The 23,835-nt window shown below is 30.9% G+C and carries 21 protein-coding genes; 11 read left to right on the plus strand and 10 right to left on the minus strand.

Going from position 1 to position 23,835, the window contains the following annotated elements; all coding sequences use genetic code 11:
- Positions 1–5: 5 nt before the first annotated feature.
- The gene (locus BMY86_RS06540; protein WP_091466676.1) at positions 6–1,454 is read right to left on the minus strand and encodes a glyceraldehyde-3-phosphate dehydrogenase; all 1,449 of its coding nucleotides are present in this window, start codon (positions 1,452–1,454) and stop codon (positions 6–8) included.
- A gap of 138 nt (positions 1,455–1,592) precedes the next feature.
- Between BMY86_RS06540 and BMY86_RS06545 the strand changes: the two genes are divergently transcribed.
- Positions 1,593–2,231 (plus strand): acyloxyacyl hydrolase, encoded by a 639-nt coding sequence (locus BMY86_RS06545; RefSeq protein ID WP_091466678.1) that lies wholly within the window; start codon positions 1,593–1,595, stop codon positions 2,229–2,231.
- Between the two features lie 79 nt (positions 2,232–2,310).
- On the opposite strand, the gene BMY86_RS06550 is transcribed toward BMY86_RS06545, so the two are convergent.
- Positions 2,311–3,690 (minus strand): Do family serine endopeptidase, encoded by a 1,380-nt coding sequence (locus BMY86_RS06550; protein ID WP_091466680.1) that lies wholly within the window; start codon positions 3,688–3,690, stop codon positions 2,311–2,313.
- 255 nt (positions 3,691–3,945) lie between these two features.
- Here BMY86_RS06550 and dapF point away from each other — a divergent pair, with 255 nt between their 5' ends.
- Complete coding sequence (gene dapF, locus BMY86_RS06555; RefSeq protein ID WP_091466682.1) at positions 3,946–4,725, plus strand: diaminopimelate epimerase; 780 nt, start codon at positions 3,946–3,948, stop codon at positions 4,723–4,725.
- Here the strand turns inward: dapF and BMY86_RS06560 are convergent.
- The 5 genes from BMY86_RS06560 to BMY86_RS06580 all read right to left on the minus strand — a co-directional run bounded on the left by BMY86_RS06560 (position 4,722) and on the right by BMY86_RS06580 (position 11,501).
- Complete coding sequence (locus BMY86_RS06560) at positions 4,722–5,492, minus strand: alpha/beta fold hydrolase (RefSeq protein WP_177177140.1); 771 nt, start codon at positions 5,490–5,492, stop codon at positions 4,722–4,724. The genes dapF and BMY86_RS06560 overlap by 4 nt on opposite strands.
- Positions 5,493–5,628: 136 nt before the next feature.
- Positions 5,629–6,531, minus strand: a complete 903-nt coding sequence (locus BMY86_RS06565; RefSeq protein ID WP_091466687.1) for a leucine-rich repeat domain-containing protein — start codon at positions 6,529–6,531, stop codon at positions 5,629–5,631.
- A 59-nt stretch (positions 6,532–6,590) separates the two neighbouring features.
- Positions 6,591–8,783, minus strand: a complete 2,193-nt coding sequence (locus BMY86_RS06570; protein WP_091466690.1) for an alkaline phosphatase PhoX — start codon at positions 8,781–8,783, stop codon at positions 6,591–6,593.
- 110 nt (positions 8,784–8,893) lie between these two features.
- Complete coding sequence (locus BMY86_RS06575) at positions 8,894–10,708, minus strand: cytochrome-c peroxidase (RefSeq protein WP_091466693.1); 1,815 nt, start codon at positions 10,706–10,708, stop codon at positions 8,894–8,896.
- 88 nt (positions 10,709–10,796) lie between these two features.
- The gene (locus tag BMY86_RS06580; protein WP_091466696.1) at positions 10,797–11,501 is read right to left on the minus strand and encodes an ABC transporter ATP-binding protein; all 705 of its coding nucleotides are present in this window, start codon (positions 11,499–11,501) and stop codon (positions 10,797–10,799) included.
- A gap of 107 nt (positions 11,502–11,608) precedes the next feature.
- On the opposite strand from BMY86_RS06580, the gene BMY86_RS06585 reads away from it, so the two are divergent.
- On the plus strand, positions 11,609–12,973 hold the full coding sequence (locus BMY86_RS06585; protein WP_091466698.1) for a T9SS type A sorting domain-containing protein: 1,365 nt from the start codon (positions 11,609–11,611) through the stop codon (positions 12,971–12,973).
- A gap of 12 nt (positions 12,974–12,985) precedes the next feature.
- Here the strand turns inward: BMY86_RS06585 and BMY86_RS06590 are convergent, their stop codons facing one another.
- From BMY86_RS06590 to BMY86_RS06600, 3 genes are all read right to left on the minus strand, one after another.
- Positions 12,986–13,807 (minus strand): O-methyltransferase, encoded by an 822-nt coding sequence (locus BMY86_RS06590; RefSeq protein ID WP_091466700.1) that lies wholly within the window; start codon positions 13,805–13,807, stop codon positions 12,986–12,988.
- A gap of 34 nt (positions 13,808–13,841) precedes the next feature.
- Entirely contained in the window at positions 13,842–14,213 is a 372-nt protein-coding gene (locus BMY86_RS06595; protein WP_091466702.1) for a four helix bundle protein, read from the minus strand.
- Positions 14,214–14,281: 68 nt separating this feature from the next.
- Entirely contained in the window at positions 14,282–16,141 is a 1,860-nt protein-coding gene (locus BMY86_RS06600; RefSeq protein ID WP_091466704.1) for an ABC-F family ATP-binding cassette domain-containing protein, read from the minus strand.
- A 173-nt stretch (positions 16,142–16,314) separates the two neighbouring features.
- Between BMY86_RS06600 and BMY86_RS06605 the strand changes: the two genes are divergently transcribed.
- The 8 genes from BMY86_RS06605 to BMY86_RS06640 all read left to right on the plus strand — a co-directional run bounded on the left by BMY86_RS06605 (position 16,315) and on the right by BMY86_RS06640 (position 23,769).
- Complete coding sequence (locus tag BMY86_RS06605) at positions 16,315–17,436, plus strand: glycosyltransferase family 2 protein (RefSeq protein ID WP_091466706.1); 1,122 nt, start codon at positions 16,315–16,317, stop codon at positions 17,434–17,436.
- A gap of 84 nt (positions 17,437–17,520) precedes the next feature.
- A complete protein-coding gene (locus tag BMY86_RS06610; protein ID WP_091466708.1) occupies positions 17,521–18,825 on the plus strand; it encodes a dihydrolipoamide acetyltransferase family protein in 1,305 nt (434 codons plus the stop codon).
- A gap of 140 nt (positions 18,826–18,965) precedes the next feature.
- Entirely contained in the window at positions 18,966–19,931 is a 966-nt protein-coding gene (locus BMY86_RS06615; protein WP_091466711.1) for a YARHG domain-containing protein, read from the plus strand.
- Positions 19,931–20,575 carry a DUF2306 domain-containing protein gene (locus tag BMY86_RS06620; protein WP_091466714.1) on the plus strand — a complete coding sequence of 215 codons (645 nt, stop codon included), beginning with the start codon at positions 19,931–19,933 and terminating at the stop codon, positions 20,573–20,575. Before BMY86_RS06615 ends, BMY86_RS06620 begins: the two co-directional genes overlap by 1 nt.
- Before the next feature lie 140 nt (positions 20,576–20,715).
- Positions 20,716–21,489, plus strand: coding sequence for a 3'-5' exonuclease (locus BMY86_RS06625; RefSeq protein WP_091466717.1), 774 nt, complete (start codon positions 20,716–20,718; stop codon positions 21,487–21,489).
- Position 21,490: 1 nt separating this feature from the next.
- A complete protein-coding gene (locus BMY86_RS06630) occupies positions 21,491–22,102 on the plus strand; it encodes a fumarylacetoacetate hydrolase family protein (RefSeq protein ID WP_091466720.1) in 612 nt (203 codons plus the stop codon).
- On the plus strand, positions 22,103–22,447 hold the full coding sequence (locus tag BMY86_RS06635) for an Hpt domain-containing protein (RefSeq protein WP_091466723.1): 345 nt from the start codon (positions 22,103–22,105) through the stop codon (positions 22,445–22,447).
- Positions 22,448–22,521: 74 nt separating this feature from the next.
- Complete coding sequence (locus BMY86_RS06640; RefSeq protein ID WP_091466725.1) at positions 22,522–23,769, plus strand: CinA family nicotinamide mononucleotide deamidase-related protein; 1,248 nt, start codon at positions 22,522–22,524, stop codon at positions 23,767–23,769.
- Positions 23,770–23,835 lie beyond the last annotated feature (66 nt).

A 23,835-nucleotide genomic window follows, 5' to 3' on the forward strand; every position in this document is an offset into this window, starting at 1 on the left:
ATCTATTAGTAATACATATAACGTCTTACTTTAGCAATATATTTCGCTAAACGAATTACTTGGTGACTGTATCCATATTCGTTATCATACCATACGTATAATACGATATTTTTACCATCATTTGATACTAAAGTAGCATTGCTATCATAGATAGAAGGTTGAGCCGTTCCAACAATATCAGAAGAAACTAATTCGTTATTCATAGAATATTTAATTTGCTCAACTAAATTTCCTTCTAAAGCATATTTTTTCATAATTGCATCAACTTCATCTCTAGTTGTAGCTTTTCCTACTTCTAAATTTAATACAACTAATGAACCATTTGGAACGGGTACACGAATTGCGTTTGAAGTTAATTTTCCAGCTAAGCTTGGTAATGCTTTTGCAACAGCGCTTCCAGCACCAGTTTCAGTAATTACCATGTTTAAAGCCGCTGAACGTCCACGACGGTATTTTTTATGCATGTTATCAACCAAGTTTTGGTCGTTTGTATAAGCATGAATCGTTTCGATATGTCCTTTTACAACACCTAATGTATCTTCAACAACTTTTAATACTGGCGTAATAGCGTTAGTAGTACAAGATGCTGCAGAGTAAATTTTTACTTCATCTGGGTTGTAATCTTCATGGTTTACACCATAAACAATGTTTGGAACACCTTTACCTGGAGCCGTTAATAAAACTTTTTCAACTCCTTTTGAAGTTAAATGTCTTGCTAAAGCTTCTTCCGTTGTGAAAGCACCTGTATTATCAATAACTAAAGCGTCATTAATTCCGTATGCAGTATAATCAATTTCTTCTGGAGAGTTTGCTGTAATAATGTGAACAGTTGTTCCATTGATAATTAAAGCATTGTTTTCTGGATCAGCAGATACTGAACCTTCAAAATCACCATGTACAGAATCGTAACGTAATAAAGAAGCACGTTTTTCTAATAAAACAGCATCATTTTTATCACGAGTAACAATAGCACGTAAACGTAATTGTTGCCCTTTTCCGATTTTGCTCATCATTTCTCTTGCTAATAAACGACCGATACGTCCAAAACCATATAAAACAACGTCTTTAGGTTGAATGTCGCTCGTGTTTTTAGCATCTTTTAATTTATCGATAACGAACGCTTTTGCATCGTTATATTTATCATCTTCTAAATGATATTCGTACGTTAATTTACCAATATCAATACGAGAAGGTGGTAAGTCTAAATCTTCAATAGCTCTTGCGATTTCTACTGAATCAAAAATATTAATTGGTTTTCCTACGAAAGCACCTGCATATTCGTGAAGATTAATGATATCACTTACGTTTCTATCAATTAATTGATTTCTAAATAATACTAATTCGATAGATTTGTCATACCATAAATCACTAATGATTCTAACAAATTCTACACATGCTTTTCTTCTGTCTGCTTGAAAAGCTAATTCTTTTTCGTAAATGATGTTGTTGTTCATGAAAAATAAAGTTGTGTTTATACAAAATTTGATACAAAAGTATATATTTCAATCGTTTCCATAAAGTTTTTTTTAAAAAAATATGGTATTTTGAGATTTAAACTTTTATAAAGTATTTTTAAAATTTACTTTTGCCGAATGAAAAAGAAACCTTATTTAATTTTATTGCTTTTGTTTATAGCGTTTAACGCTTCGGCTCAAGATAGTTTACCAGCAAAAAAATGGCTTAGAATTGGTTTTATTTATGGCTATTCTGCTCAAAATAAATTTATTAAGCAAGAGTACGATTATTTTTATGAAAGTAAAATTTTTAAAATTTCCAATCATTTTATGTTGAGAAATAGACCCAATTATAATTTAGAATTGATTATTGAGCCTAGTTATTACCGTTCAAAACACCAAATGCTAAATTATTGGTTCATTAGTCATACTGTTGAAAATGGTGACGAACTAAGAGCGAAATACATGAAAATGAAAGATATTAATGAATATGTTCTGAATGTAGGATTAATGTATAGAAGAAAATTATCAGACAAACATTCATTGTATGCTTATTTAAATTCAGGTCCGATGTTTATTGATACTGAAACCGAAAGACTAAAAAAGGGTTTTGCTTTTAGTGATATTTTTGCCTTAGGTTATAATTATAAAATCAATAAATTATCTTTCGATATCAAAGGAACGTACCGACATGTTTCTAATGCGAATATTCAAAAACCTAATTTTGGATATAATGCTTATGGGTTTGAAGTTGGAACCTATTACGAATTCAATTAAAAAAAAAAACGCCATACAAATGAGTATGGCGTTTTTTTATTGTCACACTGAGCTTGTCGAAGTGTCTTTTCTTTAATTTTTATAAAAAGATGCGATACATTTGACCGTTTTTCGCGATAATCTCGTATCTTGTTTTTTCATTTTCTTCTTTTTTTGCTAAATAGGCCGAAACACTTTCCATATCGGTTACTCGCATGTTGTCAACACGAACCACAATTGAACCTTTTAAATCATTCGCATATTCTGCATAATCTTTATTGGTCACTTGTTTGATTTTGATACCCGATTTTACATTATACATTTTCTTATCGTTCGCGTCTAAATCTTCAAACTCAATTCCGTTAAATTCGTATGCAATTAGTTCTTTCTTAGTCAATGGAACATTTAAATTCATCGTTCTTCCATTTCTCAATAAAGAAACTTTTACAATATCATTTGGTCTTTTAGTATTGATAACAGTTGCTAATTCTGCAGATGAACTGATTTTTTTGTCATCTAATTTTACAATTATGTCTCCTTTTTCAATTCCTGCTTTTTCAGCTCCAGAATTGCGATTGACTTTACTAATGTAATATCCTTCCGTTTCATCAATTCCTAATTTTTTAGCAGCTTCAGCGTTTAATTCGCCACCTTCAACTCCTAAAATACCGCGTTGTACATTACCGTATTTCATTAAATCTTCAATGATTTTTCGAGTTACATTTGATGGAACTGCAAATGAATATCCCGCGTAACTTCCAGTTGGAGAAGAAATCATGGTGTTAATTCCGATTAATTCACCGCGAGTATTAACCAAAGCACCACCGCTATTTCCTGGATTTACTGCTGCATCTGTTTGAATAAACGATTGAATACTCGCTTTATCTAAATTTCTCGCTTTCGCTGAAATAATTCCAGCCGTAACTGTCGAATTTAATTGATACGGATTTCCAACTGCTAATACCCATTCACCAACTTTAATTGCATCCGAATCTCCGAAAACAATAAATGGTAATTTTTCATCGGCATCAATTTTTAATAATGCGATGTCCATTTTACTATCTGTTCCAATTAGTTTGGCTTTGTAGGCTTTGTTATTGTTTAAGGTAACTTCCAATTCTGTTGCGTCCTGAATTACGTGGTTATTTGTAACAATATATCCATCTTCAGATACAATTACACCAGAACCAGTACCAATTTGCTCTTGTTGTCTCGCTTCACCTTGTCCGTAAAAAAAACTTGCAAACGGATCATAAACCGTTCGTACCGATACGTTTTTTACGTGAACTACACTATGTACTGCTTTATCAGCCCCAACTGTAAAATCAACTTCTTCTGCGCCTAAACCAACTGCTTTTGAATAATTGGGAGCAATAGTTAAAAAAGAAACACTCTCTTTACTTTCAATGAATTTATAGGCACCCAATGTAACGGCACCACTCAGTAATGATACGATAAATAGACTTCCTAAATTTTTCATGTTTTTAATAATTTTATAATGTAAATATAACTAGTAATTTTAAATTTCAATTTTGTTTAACGCTCGATTAACAATGTTTAACACGTTTTTAGTATTTAGGCATTTCCTTTCAGGTCGGGCTTTCCGCTGTATCTTTTTATTTTTCTCTTACGGCACTTCGACAAGCTCAGTGTGACACCTCAAGAAGCAAAATAAAAAGGATGTCGCTTTAATCCCTAATGCAATTTTCTGCAAAAAAATAAATATCTTTGTCCTATGCAAATCAACTTTTATAAATACCAAGGAACAGGAAACGATTTTGTCGTAATTGATAATCGTAATAATACATTTCCCAAAAATAATACCAAACTAATTGAATTTTTATGCGACCGACGTTTTGGCATTGGTGGCGATGGTTTAATGTTGTTAGAAAATCATGAGAAATACGATTTTACTATGGTGTATTATAATTCTGATGGTAGTACAAGTACGATGTGTGGTAACGGTGGTCGTTGTTTGGTGGCTTTTGCAAAACATATTGGAGTAATTGAAAATGAAGCGCATTTTGAAGCTTCTGACGGATATCATTATGCAAAAATTGAAAACGATTTGATTGCTTTACAAATGATTGATGTGAATGAAGTTGAACATTTTAATGCCCATGATTATGTGTATACCGGTTCTCCTCATCATGTACAATTTGTAGACGATTTGCCTCATTTTGATGTTAAAAATGAAGGTGCTAGGTTAAGATATTCTGATTTGTATGATGCCAGTGGATGTAATATCAATTTCGTAGAACAAGTGAATACTGACACTTTTTCAGTTCGTACTTATGAACGTGGTGTAGAAGATGAAACTCTTTCTTGCGGAACAGGTGCTACAGCAGTTGCAATTGCTATGTACGCAACTAAAAAAACGAATGCAAATTCAATTAATATTAATGTTTTAGGCGGAAAGCTAATCATCAGTTTTGATGTTGAAAATAACACTTATAAAAACGTATTTTTAACTGGTCCGGCGGAATTGGTTTTTAGTGGAAGTATTTCAGTTTAATTCTGTAAACTCATCAAACTTTTTTTTATTATTTCAAAATGTGTCCAAGGAATAAAGTGGTCAGCCTTTTCTATGGGTATGACTTCAATTTTTCTAGCATTTATAAAGGCTTTTTCCATAAAAGAAACATTAGAGTAGGGTACAAGTGAATCTTCTGTGCCGTGAATAATTAGTATGTTAGAGGTAATATTATGGAGTTGTGTTTTCATAATTTTTAAATCGTCTTTTAACCACCAAAGTTCATCGTTTGATGTTCTAAAAGCTCCTGGAATTAAATACCTTATGGGTTTAGTCATTAAAATAGGTCTCCAGTTTTCAGGAGTTTCAGCATTTGGGTCAATTGAGCCCGCTAAAATCACTAAATTTTTAAACAGTGTTGGACTTTTAGTAGCCAATTTTACAGCGATTGGTCCGCCCATAGAATGACCAATTAAGGTAAAGGGTTGGTTGTTGTTTTTAGATTTTATAAATGGTAAAATTAAGTTGGCTTGCGTTTCCAAATCTTCAGCAGTTCCAAAATTACTGTAACCAAATCCAGGTCGGTCTATGGCAATGAGTCGAAATTGTTTTTGTAAATCTAAATCAGATAAATATTTTTTATAAGCATCCCAACTACCAGGCGATCCGTGTAAAAAGAAAAGTGTAGATTTGGTTGAATCTCCAGTTTCTATATAATGTATTTGATGTTCGTCTGAGATTTTAAAAGTCAAATCCTTATACTCAATATTCGAATTTGAAAAATAAGTAGTTGTTTCTTTAGGAGTCATTCGCATTTTCATGCAAGATTGACAGAATAGTATGTAACTGCAAAACAATATGAAAACAATTTTTTTCTTAGAAATTTTTATGTTCATATTGATGAATGTTTTTGATTTATGTACTATCAAATTTAGCTAAAAAATATCAAAAATAAACGGCGCAGTTTGGTAATTCTTTTTTAATACGTTCGATTTCTTCTTTTGCAATTGGATTGCCTGTTAAAATTAATGTTCTTAGGTTTTTCAGTTTGCTTATTTCTTTTGGTAAAATTTGTATTTGATTTTGTGCCATACTTAAAGTGTTTAAATTTTTCAATTTAACAATGCTTTCAGGTAATGAATTCAAAAGATTAAAATTGATTTGCAACACTTCTAACTTTTCCAAATGATTAATTGTTGTTGGAAGACTCGAAAGTTTGTTATTATCTAAATTCAGTTGTTTCAATTTGGGTAACTGCAACCAATTTTCATCCAATTCATGAAATTGATTATAAGAAATATCTAAAAAGGTTAGTTTTTTTAGTTTTGAAATCGAATTGGGTAAAAAGCTCAGCTGATTATTGTCTAATTCAATCACTTCTAGATTTTTACAATTGCCAAATTCTTCTGGTAGAATAGAAATGTTATTGACTGAAAAAGTAATGTGTTTTAGTTTCTTTAGTTTTGTGAAATTATCAGGTAAACTATTTAGTTTATTGGCAGATAAGTCAATTGTTTTAAGATTCTTACATGAATTTATTGAATTTGGAATTTCTTTCAACTCGTTTTCATTGAATAATAATGTTTCTAAATTTTGAAAATTGGTATTTGATTCCGACCAAAATTCAATATTATTCTTCATTACATTTAAATGTTTCAAGTTTTTAAATTGTTCTATTTCAGAAGGAAATTCAAATAAATTATTCGCTCTTAAATTTAAGTTAGTAACAATATTTGGAGTTTGTAATGAAGTTGAGATATCTTCGAAAATTTGCTCTTTCTTAGGATTAATTTCTTGTGAAAACGAAAGCAAAGGAAGTAGGAATAATAAAAGTAAGTTTTTCTTCATATCGATAAAATATAAAAAGGTCGGAGTATTGCATCCGACCTTAATGAATTTTTTTTGTATTAATTAGATTTTACAACTTTAATCGTTTCTTTTTGGTTTTCTGAAATGATTTCAAAGAAATACACATTTGAACCATTGAAATTTGATAAATCTATTTCTAATGTTTTAGAAACTGAAGTATTTGCTTTTTTCTCGATTAATTTTCTTCCAACAAAATCATACACATTAATTTGTACATCTGAACCTGAAATAGCATTAAAATCTAATGTTACTAAACCGTTTGTAGGATTTGGATAAATTTTCACGCTATTATTATTAGCAAAAGAATCGCTAGATAAAGGTTGTTGACCTAAGAAATCTCTATGTGAGAAAACTAATGCAGCCGATTTGTCAAATTGTACATTTAAACCTGTTGCATCTGTTTGAGCGATATTTGTATTATCAGGATGTTGAACAGAGAAAAATCCGTATTTGAAATCTGGTGTAAATGTTAATCCAGTTGGTTCTGATCCTGCAGGTGCCGAACTATGAATTAATACTTGTGGAGCTGTTTGTCTGTGGTTTGGTCTAACTACCCATATGTAATTTCTACCACCATCTTGAACTACCCATAGATTTCCTTTATCGTCAAATGCTAAGTTGTCGTTTCCGTCTAACCATGCTTCATTTACAATTCCTGTTGAAGTTTGGATTGGATACGTCATTCCACCTACGAAAGTTTCAAAATTTGAAATTGTAGTTCCGTTATCTTTAAATCTATAAACTCTGTTTTTACCTTTTGATGCAAAATAAATCATTCCGTCAGGACCAATTTCACAATCTTCCACACCATTAAAGTTTGTACCACCTAAAGCACCAGCATTAGCAGCTAAATTGTTTCTGTCAGCTTGTGTAGTGTTTGGTACTAAAACCCAAGTAGCAGTTGCAGAACTTGGCTCGTCATCAGATAATGCAGTGTCTAATTTTAAAACGTATACATTTCCAGCTGATAAATTGTTTGCAACTGTTGGTACAAATTTATACACACAATGTGTTCCACCATCTTCACCATAATAGGCTACAGTTCCATCATTACTTACTACAATGTTTTCATGATTCATTCTTCCTAAAGCAAATAATTTGTCTTTAACGCCATTGTTTTCATAATCAACAACACTTGCAGTAGTTGGATCAATTTCAACTAACCAACCCACATCTTGATATCCATCACCATTTGCATCACCAGCAGTAGTATTTTCTTCTGCAGTAACAATTGTTCTCCAAGGTGTTACTCCACCTGAACAGTTTCTTATTGTTGTAACTAAATTTGAGTTGTAAAAATCAACTTTTCTGGTATTTGTAACATCCCAAAGCGGATTCGTAACATTTGAGTTTAAATTAATGTTGACTATTGAAACACCACCAGGATTATTTTCGTGATTTACAGAAAGGTGTCCTAATTTACTTGCATCAGCACCTAAAGATGGGATGTAACCTGTAAAATCATGTGTTCCAGGTACTAAACCTGAACCATCCATATAAGTACTGCCTTCTTTGAATAACATTTGAAAACGTTGTTCAGTTGGCATGATTAATACATTTGTTTGAGTAGTTGGATTAATTGATGTAAAGCAACCAATATGACCATCTTCACATACATAATCTGGATCTTTTTCTTTTAAATATAAATCGAAACCTAAATCAGAACTTGTTAAGTCGCTTTGATGAACTTCAATTGAAATTCTGTTTACACCGCTTGTAAAATATGATTTAGCAATAAAGAATGTTTGATATCTTTTTTCATCTGCAGTTCCAATAGCACTACTAGCAAAAGTATTATAAGCAATTGCACCAGCTGGCATGTTATTTCTTGTAACTTCAACACCATTTACATATAGTACAAAACCATCATCTCTTCTGATTCCGAATTCTAAATCATTTGTAAGAGTATTAATGTCAGTAATAGTAATGTCTTTTGAGAAATACGTAGTAGTGTATTTGTTTGTAGAACTTGGTCCGAAAGAAACTGTTGTTTTACATGGGTCGCCATATCCAAAAGGAGCAATGTTAGAAGTCCAACTTGAGTTGTCAAATGAATTATCTTTCCAAGTAGTTCCTTGATCTGAACCATTGTCTAGAAATTTCCATGTTGAACCTTTTTCAATTAATACAGTTGGTGGAACTGAAGTGTTTTCATAATTTAATTTACGCTCGTTTTTTGAAAAACCTAAAAGCGAAATTAAAAAAGTACTAAGTAGTAAACCTTTTTTCATTTTGTGTTGTTTTTAATTTGTTTGAGGCAAAACTAAAACCACTATGTAATGAAATTTACTGCTTGAAGTTATAATATGTTTATAAAAAAGTTAGCTGTTTTAAGAGAATGTTATCTTGTATGTTTGTTGTCTGAAAGCGATTTAATAAAAGCAATAATGTCGTTTTTTTCTTCTTTACTCAAATTTAATTTATCACTTCCTAATGTTTGATTTTTTGTTGAAATTCCTATACCTTCGCCGCCACCTTGGTTATAAAATTCCAACACTTCTTCTAAAGTTGAGTATGTACCATTATGAAAATACGGCGCTGTTTCATTAGCATTTCGAACCGTTACCGTTTTAAATGATTTTTCATAAATCCACGATTTTTCATATAAAACACCATTTGAATATCTTCCTTCATCTTCGTCTAATTCTTTTGAATTCGGATTCGATAAAATACCTAATATCTCACTTTCGTTTTCTGTATATAATGGTGGAACCAAACCGCTAAAAGTTGGTGAAAAATGACAAGTCGCACAATTGGCTTTTCCTGTAAATAAATTGAATCCTCTTTTTGCGGAATCCTCTAAGCTTGAACTTTCACCACGTACATATTTATCAAATGCGCTATTAAAAGATTGTAACGATAAAACGTAAGAAGCTAAAGCTTTTGTGAAATCTTCTCTGGTAATTTTATTTTTCTTAAAGATTTTTTTGAATTTTTTGCTGTATGTTTCATTTGAATTTAACTTGTTAAGAATTTCAGTATAAGTAGTATTAAATTCTAATTTGTTAAAAATTACATGTTCTACTTGTTGTTCTAAAGTATATGCTCTTAAGTCGTAAAAATACCTGTCAGCAAATGCACTGTTTAATAGTGTAGGTGAGTTTCTCATTACCGTCACACCATTTTTATTACTCATCGATTTGGCTATTCCATCTGCGAATCCTTTTTCGGGTTGGTGACAAGTGGCGCAGTTCATTTTGTTATCCTGACTCAACATCAAATCGAAAAATAACGATTTTCCCAAACGTCGCAATTCATCCGAATCTTCTTCTTTTTTTAGATTGGTGAATTGATACGGATCTAAAAACTGACTATCAAATAATGAAGTACTATTCGGATTCCAAGAAGTGGTGAAATTCAAATTTTGTATTTTTTGAAAAGGTAACAAATCCGCATAAATAGGGTCTAAATGATTTTTTACAAAAGCTAATCGATCTAAATTTTCGAAATTGGATTGTTTTAAAAATAATATAGCATTTTCGATTTTAACTAGCATTTCATTCTTCTCTTTTTCAGGCATTACATTTGAATGTTCTTCAATAAAATCTTTAATTCCTATTAATGAATTACAAGCATCTTCAATAGCGTTAACTGAACCTGGAGTGTCAAAACCTGTAATTCCTAAAGTGAAAATTCTAATTAATTGTAAACGAATGGCTAATATCGCATCGGCAGAATTTAATGGATTTACAGATATTTTTCGATAAACTATATCGTAATTATTGGCTAATCGGATGGCTAAATTGGCAATTTCATTTTTGTTTTCGATGTTTTCTTCTGAAAAAATTAGTTCATCTAAAACCTGAAATCCTTCCGGATTAGCAAGAATTGGTCGAGAATTCTCTTTTTCAATATGTAAAAGTGGCGCGCCATTAATTTTGGATGAAATGAATTCTGGAAATTGAAAAGCCAATTGAAATTCCACTTTTTTATACGCTTTTCGGCAATCTAAATAGACTTTTTGTAAAGAGTCAATTGAGATTTTATTTTCTCTAAACGCTTTAGTATGAAGTTCTAAAGTTTCAATTTCATTTTTTAATTCTAAAGCAAAATTGGTTTTTAATTCTGAAGAAGTTTCATGAAATTTTGATTTAAAACTAAAGAAAATTAAGATGCTAAAAATGCAAAAAATTATTTTGACAGATTTGAATTTCATTGCGATGTAATATTTTAAGCAATATTACACTTGAATAAATATTTGTGTGTTAGTTAACCATTAAGAAATGGTTACAGATGTCAAGAAATTAATAAGAAATAATATTTTCGTTTTTAGTGTCTTTTTCAATTACACCATCACGTAAACGAATAATTCTATGCGCATGATCAGCTATATCTTCTTCGTGAGTAACTAAAATTACAGTATTTCCATTCGCATGAATTTCGCCAAATAATTTCATAATCTCAACAGAAGTTTTACTGTCTAAGTTTCCAGTTGGCTCATCAGCTAAAATAATCGAAGGTTTGTTTACTAATGCTCTTCCAACTGCTACACGCTGACGTTGTCCTCCAGAAAGCTGATTCGGTTTATGGTCCATTCTGTCTGCTAATCCAACTTGAGTTAACACTTCAGTCGCACGTTCGTTTCGTTCACTTTTAGAATATCCAGCATAAACCATAGGTAAGGCTACATTATCTAATGCAGTAGTTCGAGGCATTAAATTAAACGTTTGAAATACGAAACCGATTTCTTTATTTCTAATTTCAGCCAATTCGTTATCTGGCATTTCACTAACTTGTTTACCATTTAAAATGTAACTACCAGAAGTTGGAGTATCCAAACATCCTAAAATGTTCATTAAAGTCGACTTCCCAGAACCAGATGGCCCCATAAGTGCTACATATTCACCTTTTTCAATTTTTAAATCGATACCTTTTAGAACGTGTACCGTTTCGTTACCTAATTGAAAATCACGTGTAATGTCTTTAATGTCGATTATTGGAGTACTCATTTTAGTAAACAGTTTTATTAAATGTTACCAATAAGTAGTTGGAATTGAATTTTTGTTACAAGAGATTGCTGTTTTAATTTTATAATTTTCTTTATATTTGGTGAATTATGAGGAAAATAATTATACTTTTTTTGCTTTTTTGTTCTATTACCAGCGTAAATGCGCAATGTTGGCAATCTGTTTCTGCAGGTCTTTATACAACTTTTGCAATAAAAAATGACGGAACTTTATGGGCTTGTGGCGGTAATTTTGGTGCGCAATTAGGTGACGGGACTACTACTGATAAAAACTTTTTTATTCAAATTGGAAATGATACTAATTGGAAGAGCGTATCTGCAGGAGGAAGTCATACAATAGCATTAAAAACAAATGGGACATTATGGACTTGGGGTTATAATGGAATGGGACAACTGGGAGATGGTACTTATGTTAATAAATTGGTTCCCACTCAAGTTGGTTTTGATAACGATTGGAAAATTATTTCAGCTACCTATTGGTCTAATTTAGCTTTGAAAAATAATGGGACCTTATGGGCGTGGGGAGATAACAACAATTACGGACAATTGGGTGATGGTACTTTAGTTGATAAAAATATTCCAACTCAAATAGGAACTGATACGGATTGGTTAAAAATATCTGCTGGTCCAACACATAGTTTAGCTATTAAAAACAATGGAACTCTTTGGGTATGGGGTTATAATGGTGCAGGTCAATTTGGAAATGGAAATAATACTGATTCTTATGTGCCAATACAAGTAGGAACAGATACAAATTGGAAAAATGCATTGGCGAGTGATTATAATTCATTAGCTTTAAAAACAAACGGTACAATTTATTCTTGTGGTGAGGGCTATTTTGGCGAATTAGCTAATGGTTCAACTAATGATTTAAATATTTTTACTCAAATTGGTACTCAAAATGATTGGGAAGAAATTGGAGTGGGTATGGATAATTCAATCGCGATAAAGACCAATAAAACCTTATGGATTAGTGGTCATAATATTTATGGAATGTTAGGAAATGGAACAACTATACAAAGCAACAACTTTATACAAGTTGGTTCAGATACTAATTGGCAATTTGCAACAATTGGTGAATATCATACCATAGCTTTAAAAAATGATCAATCGCTATCAACTTGGGGTTATAATTTTTATGGTGAATTAGGTAATGGTACTAATACGACATCATTATTACCTTTAGACATAAATTGTCCTTTAATGAATATTGATAGTCATGAAAAATTATCTTTTTCAATTTATCCAAATCCAATTGAATCAGTTTTAAATATTGTTTCTAATGATAGTGTTAAGGTTGAAAATGTAGTAATATATGATTTATTAGGAAAAGTGATAATCGAACAAAAGCAAATTGAAAATCAAATAAATGTTCAAAATTTAAATTCTGGCATATATATAGTTGCTGTTACTAAAGCAGGTAAAACATTTTTTGCTAAAATTGTAAAAAAGTAAATTTTGTTACAATCAGATTCTAATTTTTTCAAATATCTTAGAACTCCAATTTTTTGAAGGATTGATAATAAAATGTTCCTTTTCTTGTTCGGCTCTAAAAAATACAATTCCCCATTGGAACGTATCAATAGTAACTTTTACTTTTGGATGATTTTTTATGATTTCCCAAGCTTCTTCCATATCGGCCGACCAATGAATGTCGTCAAAAATCCAAACAGATTCATTCGATATCGTTGGTAATAAACTTTCAAAATATTCTAAGGTTGCTTTTTGAGAATGATTACCGTCGAAGTAGATTAAATTTATTGTTTTTGGTTTGTTGTTTTTAGTTTGAAGGTAACTTGTAAATTCTGTGTTTATGAATTCAATATTTTGGAATTTGGAATTTGAACATTCGAATTTTGCGACTTGCATCGTATTCGGACAGCCTTCTAAAGTGATAATTTTTGAGTTTTTGTGTCCCAATGAAAGGGCAGAAGTCGCTAATCCTAAAGATGTACCAATTTCTAGAATCTCTTTTGGTTGAAAATACTTAACTATTCTAAAAAGTAATTTGGCATTTTTTGTTGAAATCCCAGCGTTATTTGCAATGGCGGAAATTTCACGAGTATTCGATTTAAAAACGCGTGAACCCGCTCCAAAATCGGTAACTTCAATTGTGTTTTTGTTTGCTAAAAGCGATTTTCTGTAGTGTTTTAAAGCTTCGTATTCAGGATATTTCGTTTTATCGTAAAAACATTTTGTAATCAAATCAAACACAAATGGCGAATGCACTCCATGTTCGTTTTTGGCGTGATATAGGAATTTTATATAGGATTTAATTTGTTGTAACATTTTTTAGTTTTCAGTCTCAGTCTCAGTCTCAGTCTCAGTTTTCAGAACATCCAAATTTACTTGGATTATTTATCATATAATTAATTAGTTTTCCAATTTCTTTATTTTGTTCATTGAGTTCATTGAATTTTTCGATAGTAATATATTCACAATTTAAAGCAAATTGTAACCAAACATTAGTTTCGGAATTTTCTCCCTCACTATCTGTTAATTTGCTTACAAAATGTTTTACATACCTTCTTTTTCTGTATGATTCAGCAATATTTGCAGAAACACTTCTAGAACTTCTTCTAATTTGGTCGGTTAACGAATATTTTTCTTCTTTTGGAAATGATTTTGAAACATAAAAAATTTCCATTGCTAAACTAAATGATTTTTTAAAGGCTAATAATTCTGTAAAATCCATATTAATATTTTTAAAGGCATATAAATTATAAACTGTAATTTGAGACTGAGACTGTAAACTGAGACTAATTACTCAATTTTCGAACTCAATTCAAACCAACGTTCTTCTTTTTCTTCCAACGTTTGAATCACTTTTTGCAATTCATTCGCTTTCGCTTCAATTTTATCATCAGCAACTTTTCCATCAGCAAATTCTTGTTCAATTTGTTTCTTTTGGTATTCTAAATCTTTAATATCTTTTTCAATTTTATTGAACTCTTTTTGCTCATTAAAACTTAATCCGGCTTTAACTGTTTTTTCTTTCCAAGTATTCTTTTCCGTACTAACACTATTTAAAACTTTTGGTTCAGCAGAATCTTCATATGTTCTAAAATCAGAATAATTTCCTGGGAAATCTTCAATTTCACCTTCGCCTCTAAAGACAAATAAGTGATCTACAATTTTATCCATGAAATAACGGTCGTGACTTACAACCAACAAACAACCTGGATAATCCAATAAGAAACTTTCCAAAACGTTTAAGGTTACAATATCTAAATCGTTCGTTGGCTCATCTAAAATTAAGAAATTCGGATTCTGAATTAAAACCGTACACAAATACAAACGTTTCAACTCACCACCACTCAGTTTTTCTACGAAATCGTATTGCTTTTTCGCATCAAATAAGAAACGCTCTAATAATTGTGATGCAGAAATAATTTTTCCTTTTGTTAACGGAATATATTCTCCGTATTCTTTAATAATATCAATAACTTTCTGACCAGGTTTCGGATTGATACCACTTTGCGTGTAATAGCCAATTTTTATCGTATCTCCGATAATAACTTTACCAGAATCGGGTTCCATTGTTTTGGTTAAAATGTTTAAGAAAGTCGATTTTCCTGTTCCGTTCTTACCAATAATTCCGATACGTTCACCACGTTGAAAAGCATAAGAAAAATCATTTAAAATGGTTCTGTCTGGGAATTTTTTGTTCAATTTTACCATTTCGATAATCTTGCTTCCCATGCGCTCCATGTTGATTTCAAGTTCTACCACATTTTCTTTACGGCGACTTTCAGCAACTTCTTTGATTTTGTAAAAATCATCCTGACGCGATTTCGATTTTGTAGTTCTCGCTTTCGGTTGACGACGCATCCATGCTAATTCTTTAATGAATAAGTTTTGAGCTTTATCAATCGTAGCGTTTTCAGAAATCTGACGTTCTTCTTTTTTCTCTAAATAATACGAGTAATTTCCTTTGTATTGGTATACTTTTCCGTTATCTAATTCGATAATTTCGTTACAAACACGCTCTAAAAAGAAACGGTCGTGCGTAACCATAAATAACGTAATATTTTCTTTCGCGAAATAATCTTCTAACCATTCAATCATTTCTAAATCTAAATGGTTGGTAGGCTCATCCAGAATTAAGAAATCAGGTTTGTTAATTAAGATGATCGCTAAGGATAAACGCTTTTTTTGTCCACCCGATAAATTCTTAACTTTTAGTTTTAAATCTTCTAGCTTTAATTTGAACAAAATTTGTTTGTATTGTGTTTCGAAATCCCAAGCATTATGACGATCCATATCATCAAACGCTTTTTGATATCTTTCTTCGTCTTCCGGATTTTCTAACGCTTTTTCGTATTGTTCAATGACTTTTAAAATCTCATTGTCTGAAGCGAAAATACTTTCTTCAATCGTTAATTCGTTTTGCAAATTAAAATCCTGACTCAAAAACGCCATACGAATTCCTTTTCGAATCACAACTTGCCCCGTATCAGGCTCATCAAAACCATTAATGATATTCATAATGGTAGTTTTTCCCGAACCATTTTTCGCGATAAAAGCAATTTTTTGATCTTTGTTAATTCCGAAAGAAATGTCTTTGAAAAGAACACGTTCTCCGTATGATTTTGATATGTTTTCGACTGAAAGGTAATTCATATTTAATTTGTCAATTAGACGATAAGGCAAAGTGCCATTGTTGTAGCTGCAAAAGTAGGTTTATTATTTGAGATTTGAAATTTAGATTTTTGCATTTCATAAATAAAAATTGCAACTTTGACGTATCAATCAATTGTCTAATCGACTAATCGATAATTGACACATTAATTTATATGCAACTATCCGTAATCATCCTTAATTATAACGTTCGTTATTTTTTAGAGCAATGTGTACTTAGTGTTCAAAAAGCGCTAGTAAACCTTGATGCTGAAATTATCGTGGTTGATAATAATTCTTCGGATGATAGTTGTGAGATGATGAAGCAGTTGTTTCCTAATATCAAGCTAATTGAAAACAAGGAAAATGTAGGCTTTCCAAAAGGAAATAATATTGCAGTTGCAGAAGCAAAAGGCGAATACATTTGTATTTTAAATCCAGATACTGTAGTTGCAGAAGATACTTTTTCAAAAGTCATTGCGAGGTACGAAGCAATCTCTTCCCAAATTGGAATCATCGGTTGTAAATTAATCGATGGAACAGGAAATTTTCTTCCTGAAAGTAAACGTGGCGTTCCAACACCTTGGGTAGCTTTTACCAAAATTTTCGGTTTGTATAAATTTTCTAATTTTTTCGGGAAATATTATGCGCAACATTTAACAGAAAATCAATCGGGAAAAGTGGATATTTTGGTCGGCGCTTTTATGGTTATGAAACGCGATTTGTATCTGCAAGTAGGCGGTTTTGATGAAAATTGTTTCATGTATTCGGATGATATCGATTTGAGTTTTATGATTCAGAAATTAGGAAAAAACAATTACTATTTTCATGAAACTTCGGTAATTCATTATAAAGGTGAAAGTACGGTTCGAGATGAGAAATACTTAAAGCGTTTTCGAGAAGCGATGCAGTTTTTCTATAAAAAACATTTCAAAAAATCAGTAGTTTTTGATGTTATGATGCAAGTTGGAAGCTTCGTATTTACTATTTTCAAGCAAAAACAACAGAAAAATACAGTTAGAAAGATTGAAAAATATGTGATTTTTTCTAAAGATAATTTAGATTTAAATTTGAATAAACCAGTTGAATATTTAACTGAATTTAAGCAATTTGAGTCGAATAAAAATATTAATATTGAAGTGATTTTTGATACGAATTCTTTTTCTTTTAAAGAAATTATAGAATTTATGGAAAATAATAAATCAAAGAATATTACTTTTAAGAACTATATTTCGCAATCAAATTACCTAATTGGTAGCAATAATGCAAACGATAGAGGTGAAGTTATAAAAAAATGATTTTTTGATGATTTCGTGATAAAACATGAAAATATTTATTAATTTTGCATTCCAAAGATAAGAAGACAACATTACTATAATAATATGGCAAGATTTGAATTAAAACTTCCAAAAATGGGAGAAAGTGTTGCGGAAGCAACCATTACAAATTGGTTAAAAAAAGTTGGAGAAACTATTGAAATGGATGAAGCAGTTTTAGAAATTGCAACAGACAAGGTTGATAGTGAAGTGCCATCAGAAGTTTCTGGAACTTTAGTTGAGATTTTGTTTAATGTTGATGATGTTGTTCAAGTTGGACAAACAATTGCAATCATTGAAACAGAAGGTGGTGCAGTAGAAGCAGCTCCAGCGGCTGCAAAAGTTGAAACTCCAGCTGTTGCTGAGGTAGCAAAAGCGGTTGAGGTAGCTAAAGAAGCAGTTGCAGCTCCAGACTTTTCAACTTCAGAAAAATTCTTTTCTCCATTAGTGAAAAACATCGCTAAAGAAGAAGGAATTTCATTAGCTGAATTAGAATCAATTGCGGGTTCTGGTAAAGACGGTCGTGTTAATAAAGAAGATATTTTAAAATATATTGAAACTAGAAAATCAGGTGCTGTTGTAAGTACACCACAACCTGTTGCTGCTCAACCAGTAGCTTCAACTCCAGTTGAAACTCCAAAAGTAGCTCCATCTTTAAATGGTGGTGACGAAATGGTTGAAATGGACAGAATGCGTAAGCTGATTTCTAAATACATGGTAGAATCGGTTCAAACTTCGGCTCACGTTCAGTCGTTTATTGAAGTAGACGTTACTAACATTGTAAAATGGAGAGATAAAGTTAAAAATGTATTCGAGAAGAGAGAAGGTGAAAAATTAACGTTCACACCAATCTTCATGGAAGCAGTTGCTAAAGCATTGAAAGATTTCCCAGGAATGAATATTTCGGTTGAAGGTGATTTCATCATCAAACGTAAAAACATTAATTTAGGAATGGCTGCAGCTTTACCAAACGGAAACTTAATTGTTCCAGTAATTAAAAATGCGGATCAATTAAACTTAGTAGGAATGGCTAAAGCAGTAAACGATTTAGGTAATCGTGCTAAAGCTGGAAAATTAAAACCAGACGATACTCAAGGTGGTACTTATACTGTTACAAACGTTGGTACTTTTGGTTCAGTTTTCGGAACGCCAATTATCAACCAACCACAAGTAGGTATTTTAGCTTTAGGAGCTATTAGAAAAGTACCTGCGGTTATCGAAACTCCAGAAGGTGACTTCATCGGAATCCGTCAGAAAATGTTCTTATCTCACTCTTACGATCACAGAGTTGTAGATGGAGCTTTAGGTGGAAGTTTCGTTAAACGAGTGGCAGATTATTTAGAAGCTTGGGATATTAATAGAGATATCTAATATTCAAAAACATAAATATTTAAAATGCTTGGTATAAATTATCAAGCATTTTTTTATACAATAAAATTTGTTAATTTTAGTTAATATATTTGGTACGCTATTTGATATTCTTCAAGTAATCAATTAACTAGTAAAAAATTATGAAAAAAATAATCTATTTCGCAAGTGCATTAGCTTTGTTTAGTTGCAAGGATGCTATCAAAACAGAAGCTAAAAATGATTTTTTAATTGCTGAGAATATCAAATTTGATGAACCAACAATTAATTCGAATTTAACAATTACGGCAAAAGCCGATTTGTTAGGGTATTGGGTTGGTGAATTTATTGATGATTCTGATTATGATGTGAATGAAGATGAAGAAATTAATGAAGATTTTTACGGAATTGATTATGAGTACAGAAAAAAAATTACTTTTTCTATTGATAAAATCAAAGGAGATGAAATCACTGGACATTCTGTTGTAAGTGGAAATATTCAAAAATTTAAAGGAAAACTTTCTGAAACACCTTATGAATTCAGTATTAATGTAAAAGAGCCAGGTAATGAAAAATCAGATGGTCAATTTGCATTAACTATTAAAAAACAGGATACTCTTTTAAATGGAAAATGGGAAGCATTTAAAAAGGATCAAATTAAAGTCAATAAAAGAAAATTGAGTTTAAAGAAACGTATTTTCGAATATGATCCGAATGCAAAAATTGAGGATAGATATGTTGATTTTCATAAATCAACCATTAAAAAAGTAGAATACGACTCTGAAGATAGTGTTGGTAATCCAATTAAAGAATCGTATGATGACGAACAATTTTATACCACTACCGATACCATTTATCATATTAATCCGTCTACAGAAATTCTTAAAAAAGAATTGGTGGAAAACTTATCTAAAGGAGATGTGTTTGTCTTAAGAAATTTAATTTTCGCTCGTCATGGATTTGCTTTTAGAGATCAAACATTACGTAGTTTTTTTGATTATCATTCTTGGTACATGCCTGTTTATTCTGATGTAACAAAAGATTTAACCTATATTGAAAAGAAAAATATTGCGTTATTATTACGTTACGAACAAAATGCAAAAGAATATTACGATCATTTCGGTAGATAATGTTTGCTAAATCTTTAAAATATATAATCTGGGGAAGTTATTTTTACTTCTCCTTTTTATTGTTATTAATTACCCTTCAGTATATTCCATATAATACAGATGTGGCTTTTCTTCGTATCAAACAAGATGAAATTGCATTAGATTATTATAAAGTAGCTTTCTTTACGCATGTGTATACGAGTATTTTCTTAATGATTTTAGGGTTTTTGCAATTCTCTAAAACCATCAAAAGAAAATTTATTAAAATACATCGATGGTCGGGAAGGGCATATGCAATAATCATATTGTTTCTTTCTGGTCCAAGTGGATTAATAATGTCGTATCATGCAAATGGTGGAATGATTTCTCAAGTATCATTTGTGCTATTATCCATTTTATGGATGAGTTTTACTTTTATGTCGGTATATTATGTTTTGAAAAAAGACATCAAAAATCATAACAAATTCGCTATAAGAAGTTTTGCTTTAACACTTTCTGCAATCTCTTTGCGATTGTTTAAATACATAATTGTATTTTTGTTCCATCCTTTACCAATGGACGTTTATCGAATTGTTGCTTGGTTGGGTTGGACTTTTAATCTACTAATTGCTGAAATAATTATCATTTATTTCTTGCAACGAAAAATTAAATCAGTAAAAAGTTAAAATAATTTATTTTCTAATTATTTGATTATCAATTTTTATTGATTTAAAATTAAAAGTTTCAGGTTTAAAAATTGTTATTAATATCACAGAAATAGTAATTTTTGTTACAAAATTATATCTTTGTGAGCCAAAATGTTAAAATGGAACTGAAGTTAACAAGACCAATTTGTTTTTTCGATTTAGAAACGACAGGAATTGATGTAGGTAAAGACAGAATTGTTGAAATTTCTGTACTAAAAGTATTTCCAAATGGAAATAAAGAAAGTAAAACATGGTTGGTAAATCCAACGATTCCAATTCCACCGCAATCTACAGCGATTCATGGTATTTCTAATGAGAAAGTAGCTAACGAACCTACTTTTGCCGAATTAGCACCACAAGTTTTTGCAATGATAAAAGATGCAGATTTAGCAGGTTATAACTCTGATAGATTTGATATTCCATTATTGGCTGAAGAAATGTTACGCGCAGGTGTCGATTTTGATATGAAAAACAGAGTATCAATTGATGTGCAAACTATTTTTCATAAAAAAGAAGAAAGAACTTTAAGTGCAGCATTGAAATTTTATTGTGGTCAAAGTCTGGAAAATGCGCATAGTGCAGAAGCAGATACAATGGCAACTTATGAAATTATGAAAGCGCAATTAGATCGATATGAAGATTTAGAAAATGATATGAAAAAGCTTTCTGAATTTACAACTCGTAAAAAAGCGGTCGATTTTGCTGGTTTTGTGGCTTTAAATGATAAAGGTCAAGAGATGTTTACTTTTGGTAAATATAAAAATCAATTGGTTGATGATGTTTTTGAAAAAGATCCTGGATATTACGGTTGGATTCAAAATGCGGATTTTCCTTTATATACTAAAAAGGTTTTAACGGCTATTAAATTAAAAAAATTAAATACAAAATTATAATATGAAAATTATCTGTATCGGTAGAAATTATGCAGACCATATTGCAGAATTGGAAAATGAACGTCCATCAGAACCGGTAATTTTTTTGAAACCAGATACGGCAATTTTGCCAAAACAAACACCATTTACTATTCCTGAATTTAGTAATGATGTTCAACATGAAGTTGAGGTTTTAGTAAAAATTTGTAAAGTTGGTAAGTATGTTAGTCCAAAATTCGCACATAAATATTATGATGAAATTGGATTGGGTATTGATTTTACGGCTCGCGATTTACAAACTACTTTAAAAGAAAAAGGTTTGCCTTGGGAAAAAGCAAAGGCTTTTGACCATTCAGCGATTATTGGTGACTTTTTACCGAAAAAAAATTATTCTTCTTTGGAAAACATTAATTTTGAATTGCGAAAAAATAATATAGTAGCTCAAAAAGGTAATACTTCCCTAATGTTGTGGAAAATAGATGAATTAGTATCTTATGTTTCACAATATTTTACTCTTAAAAAAGGTGATATTATCTTTACAGGAACACCTCAAGGTGTAGCATCTGTTAAAGAAAATGATGTTTTAGAAGGATATTTAGAAGGAAAACAAGTTTTTAAAATTCAAGTAAAATAGATGGCATTACAATACAATTTATCAAAGGTTTATGAGATTTCTGAAAACGATAATGATTTCGCTTTACAGATAGTTTCTTTGTTTTTAGAAGAAGTTCCTGTGGAAATTAAATCGATGAAAGACGCTATTGAATTGAAAGATTATACAAGAGCGTATGCTTCTGCACATAAAATTAAACCAACATTAGATTTATTAGGTATGGATATGGCTTATGATGACAATATGTTGGTTATGACTTGGACAAAGCAAGAAGGGAAGCGCAAAGAAATTAAAGACGTTTTCAAATCTTTACGAAATAGAGTAGAGGAAGCTGTTGTAGAAATCAAAAAAGATTTTAATTTATAATAAACACAAAATAAATACTTACTTTAACCACGCTTTGGCGTGGTTTTCTTATTTTTACACAAATAATAAACACAATGAAAGCAGCAGTAGTAACTATTGGAGATGAAATTTTAATCGGACAAATTGTTGATACAAATTCATCTTATATTTCAAAAGCTCTAGATAAAATTGGAATCGCAACTCATGAAATGTTGTCAATTTCCGATGATAAAACTCATATATTAAATACATTAGCCAAACTTCAAAATAATTTTGACGTTGTTGTTATTACTGGCGGTTTAGGTCCAACTAAAGATGATATTACTAAAAAAACATTTTGTGAATATTTCAGTGATGAATTAATTCAAAATGATTCAGTGTTGAGTCATGTTAAAGAAATGATAGAAGGATTTTACAAACGCCCAATTACTCAAGTAAATATTGAACAAGCTTTGGTTCCTTCAAAAGCAAAAGTGCTATTTAATAAAGTGGGAACTGCTCCTGGAATGTTAATGGAGCAAGAAAATACCGTTTTTATTTCACTTCCTGGTGTGCCCTTTGAAATGAAATATTTAGTTGATAACGAAGTAGTTCCTTTTTTAATTGAAAAATATGATCGACCATTTATTGTGCATAAAACATTAATGACGTATGGTCGAGGAGAAAGTTTAATTGCTGAGCAAATTGAAAATTGGGAATTAAATTTACCAAGTTTTATAAAATTAGCATATTTACCAAGTCCGGGTAAAGTTAGATTACGTTTAACGGCTAGAGGTGAAAATGAACAAGCTCTAAACGAAGCAATATTAAATGAAGTAGAAAAATTAAAACCCATAATTGGAGAAATAATTGTCGGATTTGATGAAGATGAATCAATTGAAGTGGTAATTGGTAGAAAATTAGCAGAAAAAGGCTTAACTTTGTCCACTGCAGAAAGTTGTACAGGTGGTAAAATAGCACAGCAAATTACTTCTGTATCTGGCGCTTCAAGATATTTTAACGGAAGTATTGTGGCTTATTCAAACGAAGTCAAATGTGAAGTGCTTAAAGTAGATAAAAATACAATTGATACTTTTTCTGTAGTAAGTGCTGAAGTAGCTAAAGAAATGGCAGAAAATTGTAAAAGTATTTTTAAAACAGATTTTGCAATTGCTACAACTGGAAATGCAGGTCCAACAAAAGGAAACAGTGATGCTGAAATCGGAACGGTTTTTATTGCTTTAGCCACATCGAATACTGTTTTTGTTGAAGAATTTAATTTTGGTCAACCTCGTGAAAAGGTTATAGATAGGGCGGTTGGCAAAGCATTTGAAATGCTAAATGAAATAATTTTAAAAAACTAATAAAAAATAGTTGCATAGTAAAGTAAAAATTCTTTTCTTTGCACCCTTATTTAGAATAACGATATA

Origin of the sequence: Flavobacterium urocaniciphilum (genome assembly GCF_900110615.1) — a bacterium.
GTDB classification, from domain to species: domain Bacteria; phylum Bacteroidota; class Bacteroidia; order Flavobacteriales; family Flavobacteriaceae; genus Flavobacterium; species Flavobacterium urocaniciphilum.

Bases quoted from the DNA above. Each gene is read 5' to 3' on its own strand.
- BMY86_RS06540 (WP_091466676.1), bottom strand. From the start codon at position 1,454: ATGAACAACAACATCATTTACGAAAAAGAATTAGCTTTTCAAGCAGAC.
- BMY86_RS06545 (WP_091466678.1), top strand. From the start codon at position 1,593: ATGAAAAAGAAACCTTATTTAATTTTATTGCTTTTGTTTATAGCGTTT.
- BMY86_RS06550 (WP_091466680.1), bottom strand. From the start codon at position 3,690: ATGAAAAATTTAGGAAGTCTATTTATCGTATCATTACTGAGTGGTGCC.
- dapF (WP_091466682.1), top strand. From the start codon at position 3,946: ATGCAAATCAACTTTTATAAATACCAAGGAACAGGAAACGATTTTGTC.
- BMY86_RS06560 (WP_177177140.1), bottom strand. From the start codon at position 5,492: ATGACTCCTAAAGAAACAACTACTTATTTTTCAAATTCGAATATTGAG.
- BMY86_RS06565 (WP_091466687.1), bottom strand. From the start codon at position 6,531: ATGAAGAAAAACTTACTTTTATTATTCCTACTTCCTTTGCTTTCGTTT.
- BMY86_RS06570 (WP_091466690.1), bottom strand. From the start codon at position 8,783: ATGAAAAAAGGTTTACTACTTAGTACTTTTTTAATTTCGCTTTTAGGT.
- BMY86_RS06575 (WP_091466693.1), bottom strand. From the start codon at position 10,708: ATGAAATTCAAATCTGTCAAAATAATTTTTTGCATTTTTAGCATCTTA.
- BMY86_RS06580 (WP_091466696.1), bottom strand. From the start codon at position 11,501: ATGAGTACTCCAATAATCGACATTAAAGACATTACACGTGATTTTCAA.
- BMY86_RS06585 (WP_091466698.1), top strand. From the start codon at position 11,609: ATGAGGAAAATAATTATACTTTTTTTGCTTTTTTGTTCTATTACCAGC.
- BMY86_RS06590 (WP_091466700.1), bottom strand. From the start codon at position 13,807: ATGTTACAACAAATTAAATCCTATATAAAATTCCTATATCACGCCAAA.
- BMY86_RS06595 (WP_091466702.1), bottom strand. From the start codon at position 14,213: ATGGATTTTACAGAATTATTAGCCTTTAAAAAATCATTTAGTTTAGCA.
- BMY86_RS06600 (WP_091466704.1), bottom strand. From the start codon at position 16,141: ATGAATTACCTTTCAGTCGAAAACATATCAAAATCATACGGAGAACGT.
- BMY86_RS06605 (WP_091466706.1), top strand. From the start codon at position 16,315: ATGCAACTATCCGTAATCATCCTTAATTATAACGTTCGTTATTTTTTA.
- BMY86_RS06610 (WP_091466708.1), top strand. From the start codon at position 17,521: ATGGCAAGATTTGAATTAAAACTTCCAAAAATGGGAGAAAGTGTTGCG.
- BMY86_RS06615 (WP_091466711.1), top strand. From the start codon at position 18,966: ATGAAAAAAATAATCTATTTCGCAAGTGCATTAGCTTTGTTTAGTTGC.
- BMY86_RS06620 (WP_091466714.1), top strand. From the start codon at position 19,931: ATGTTTGCTAAATCTTTAAAATATATAATCTGGGGAAGTTATTTTTAC.
- BMY86_RS06625 (WP_091466717.1), top strand. From the start codon at position 20,716: ATGGAACTGAAGTTAACAAGACCAATTTGTTTTTTCGATTTAGAAACG.
- BMY86_RS06630 (WP_091466720.1), top strand. From the start codon at position 21,491: ATGAAAATTATCTGTATCGGTAGAAATTATGCAGACCATATTGCAGAA.
- BMY86_RS06635 (WP_091466723.1), top strand. From the start codon at position 22,103: ATGGCATTACAATACAATTTATCAAAGGTTTATGAGATTTCTGAAAAC.
- BMY86_RS06640 (WP_091466725.1), top strand. From the start codon at position 22,522: ATGAAAGCAGCAGTAGTAACTATTGGAGATGAAATTTTAATCGGACAA.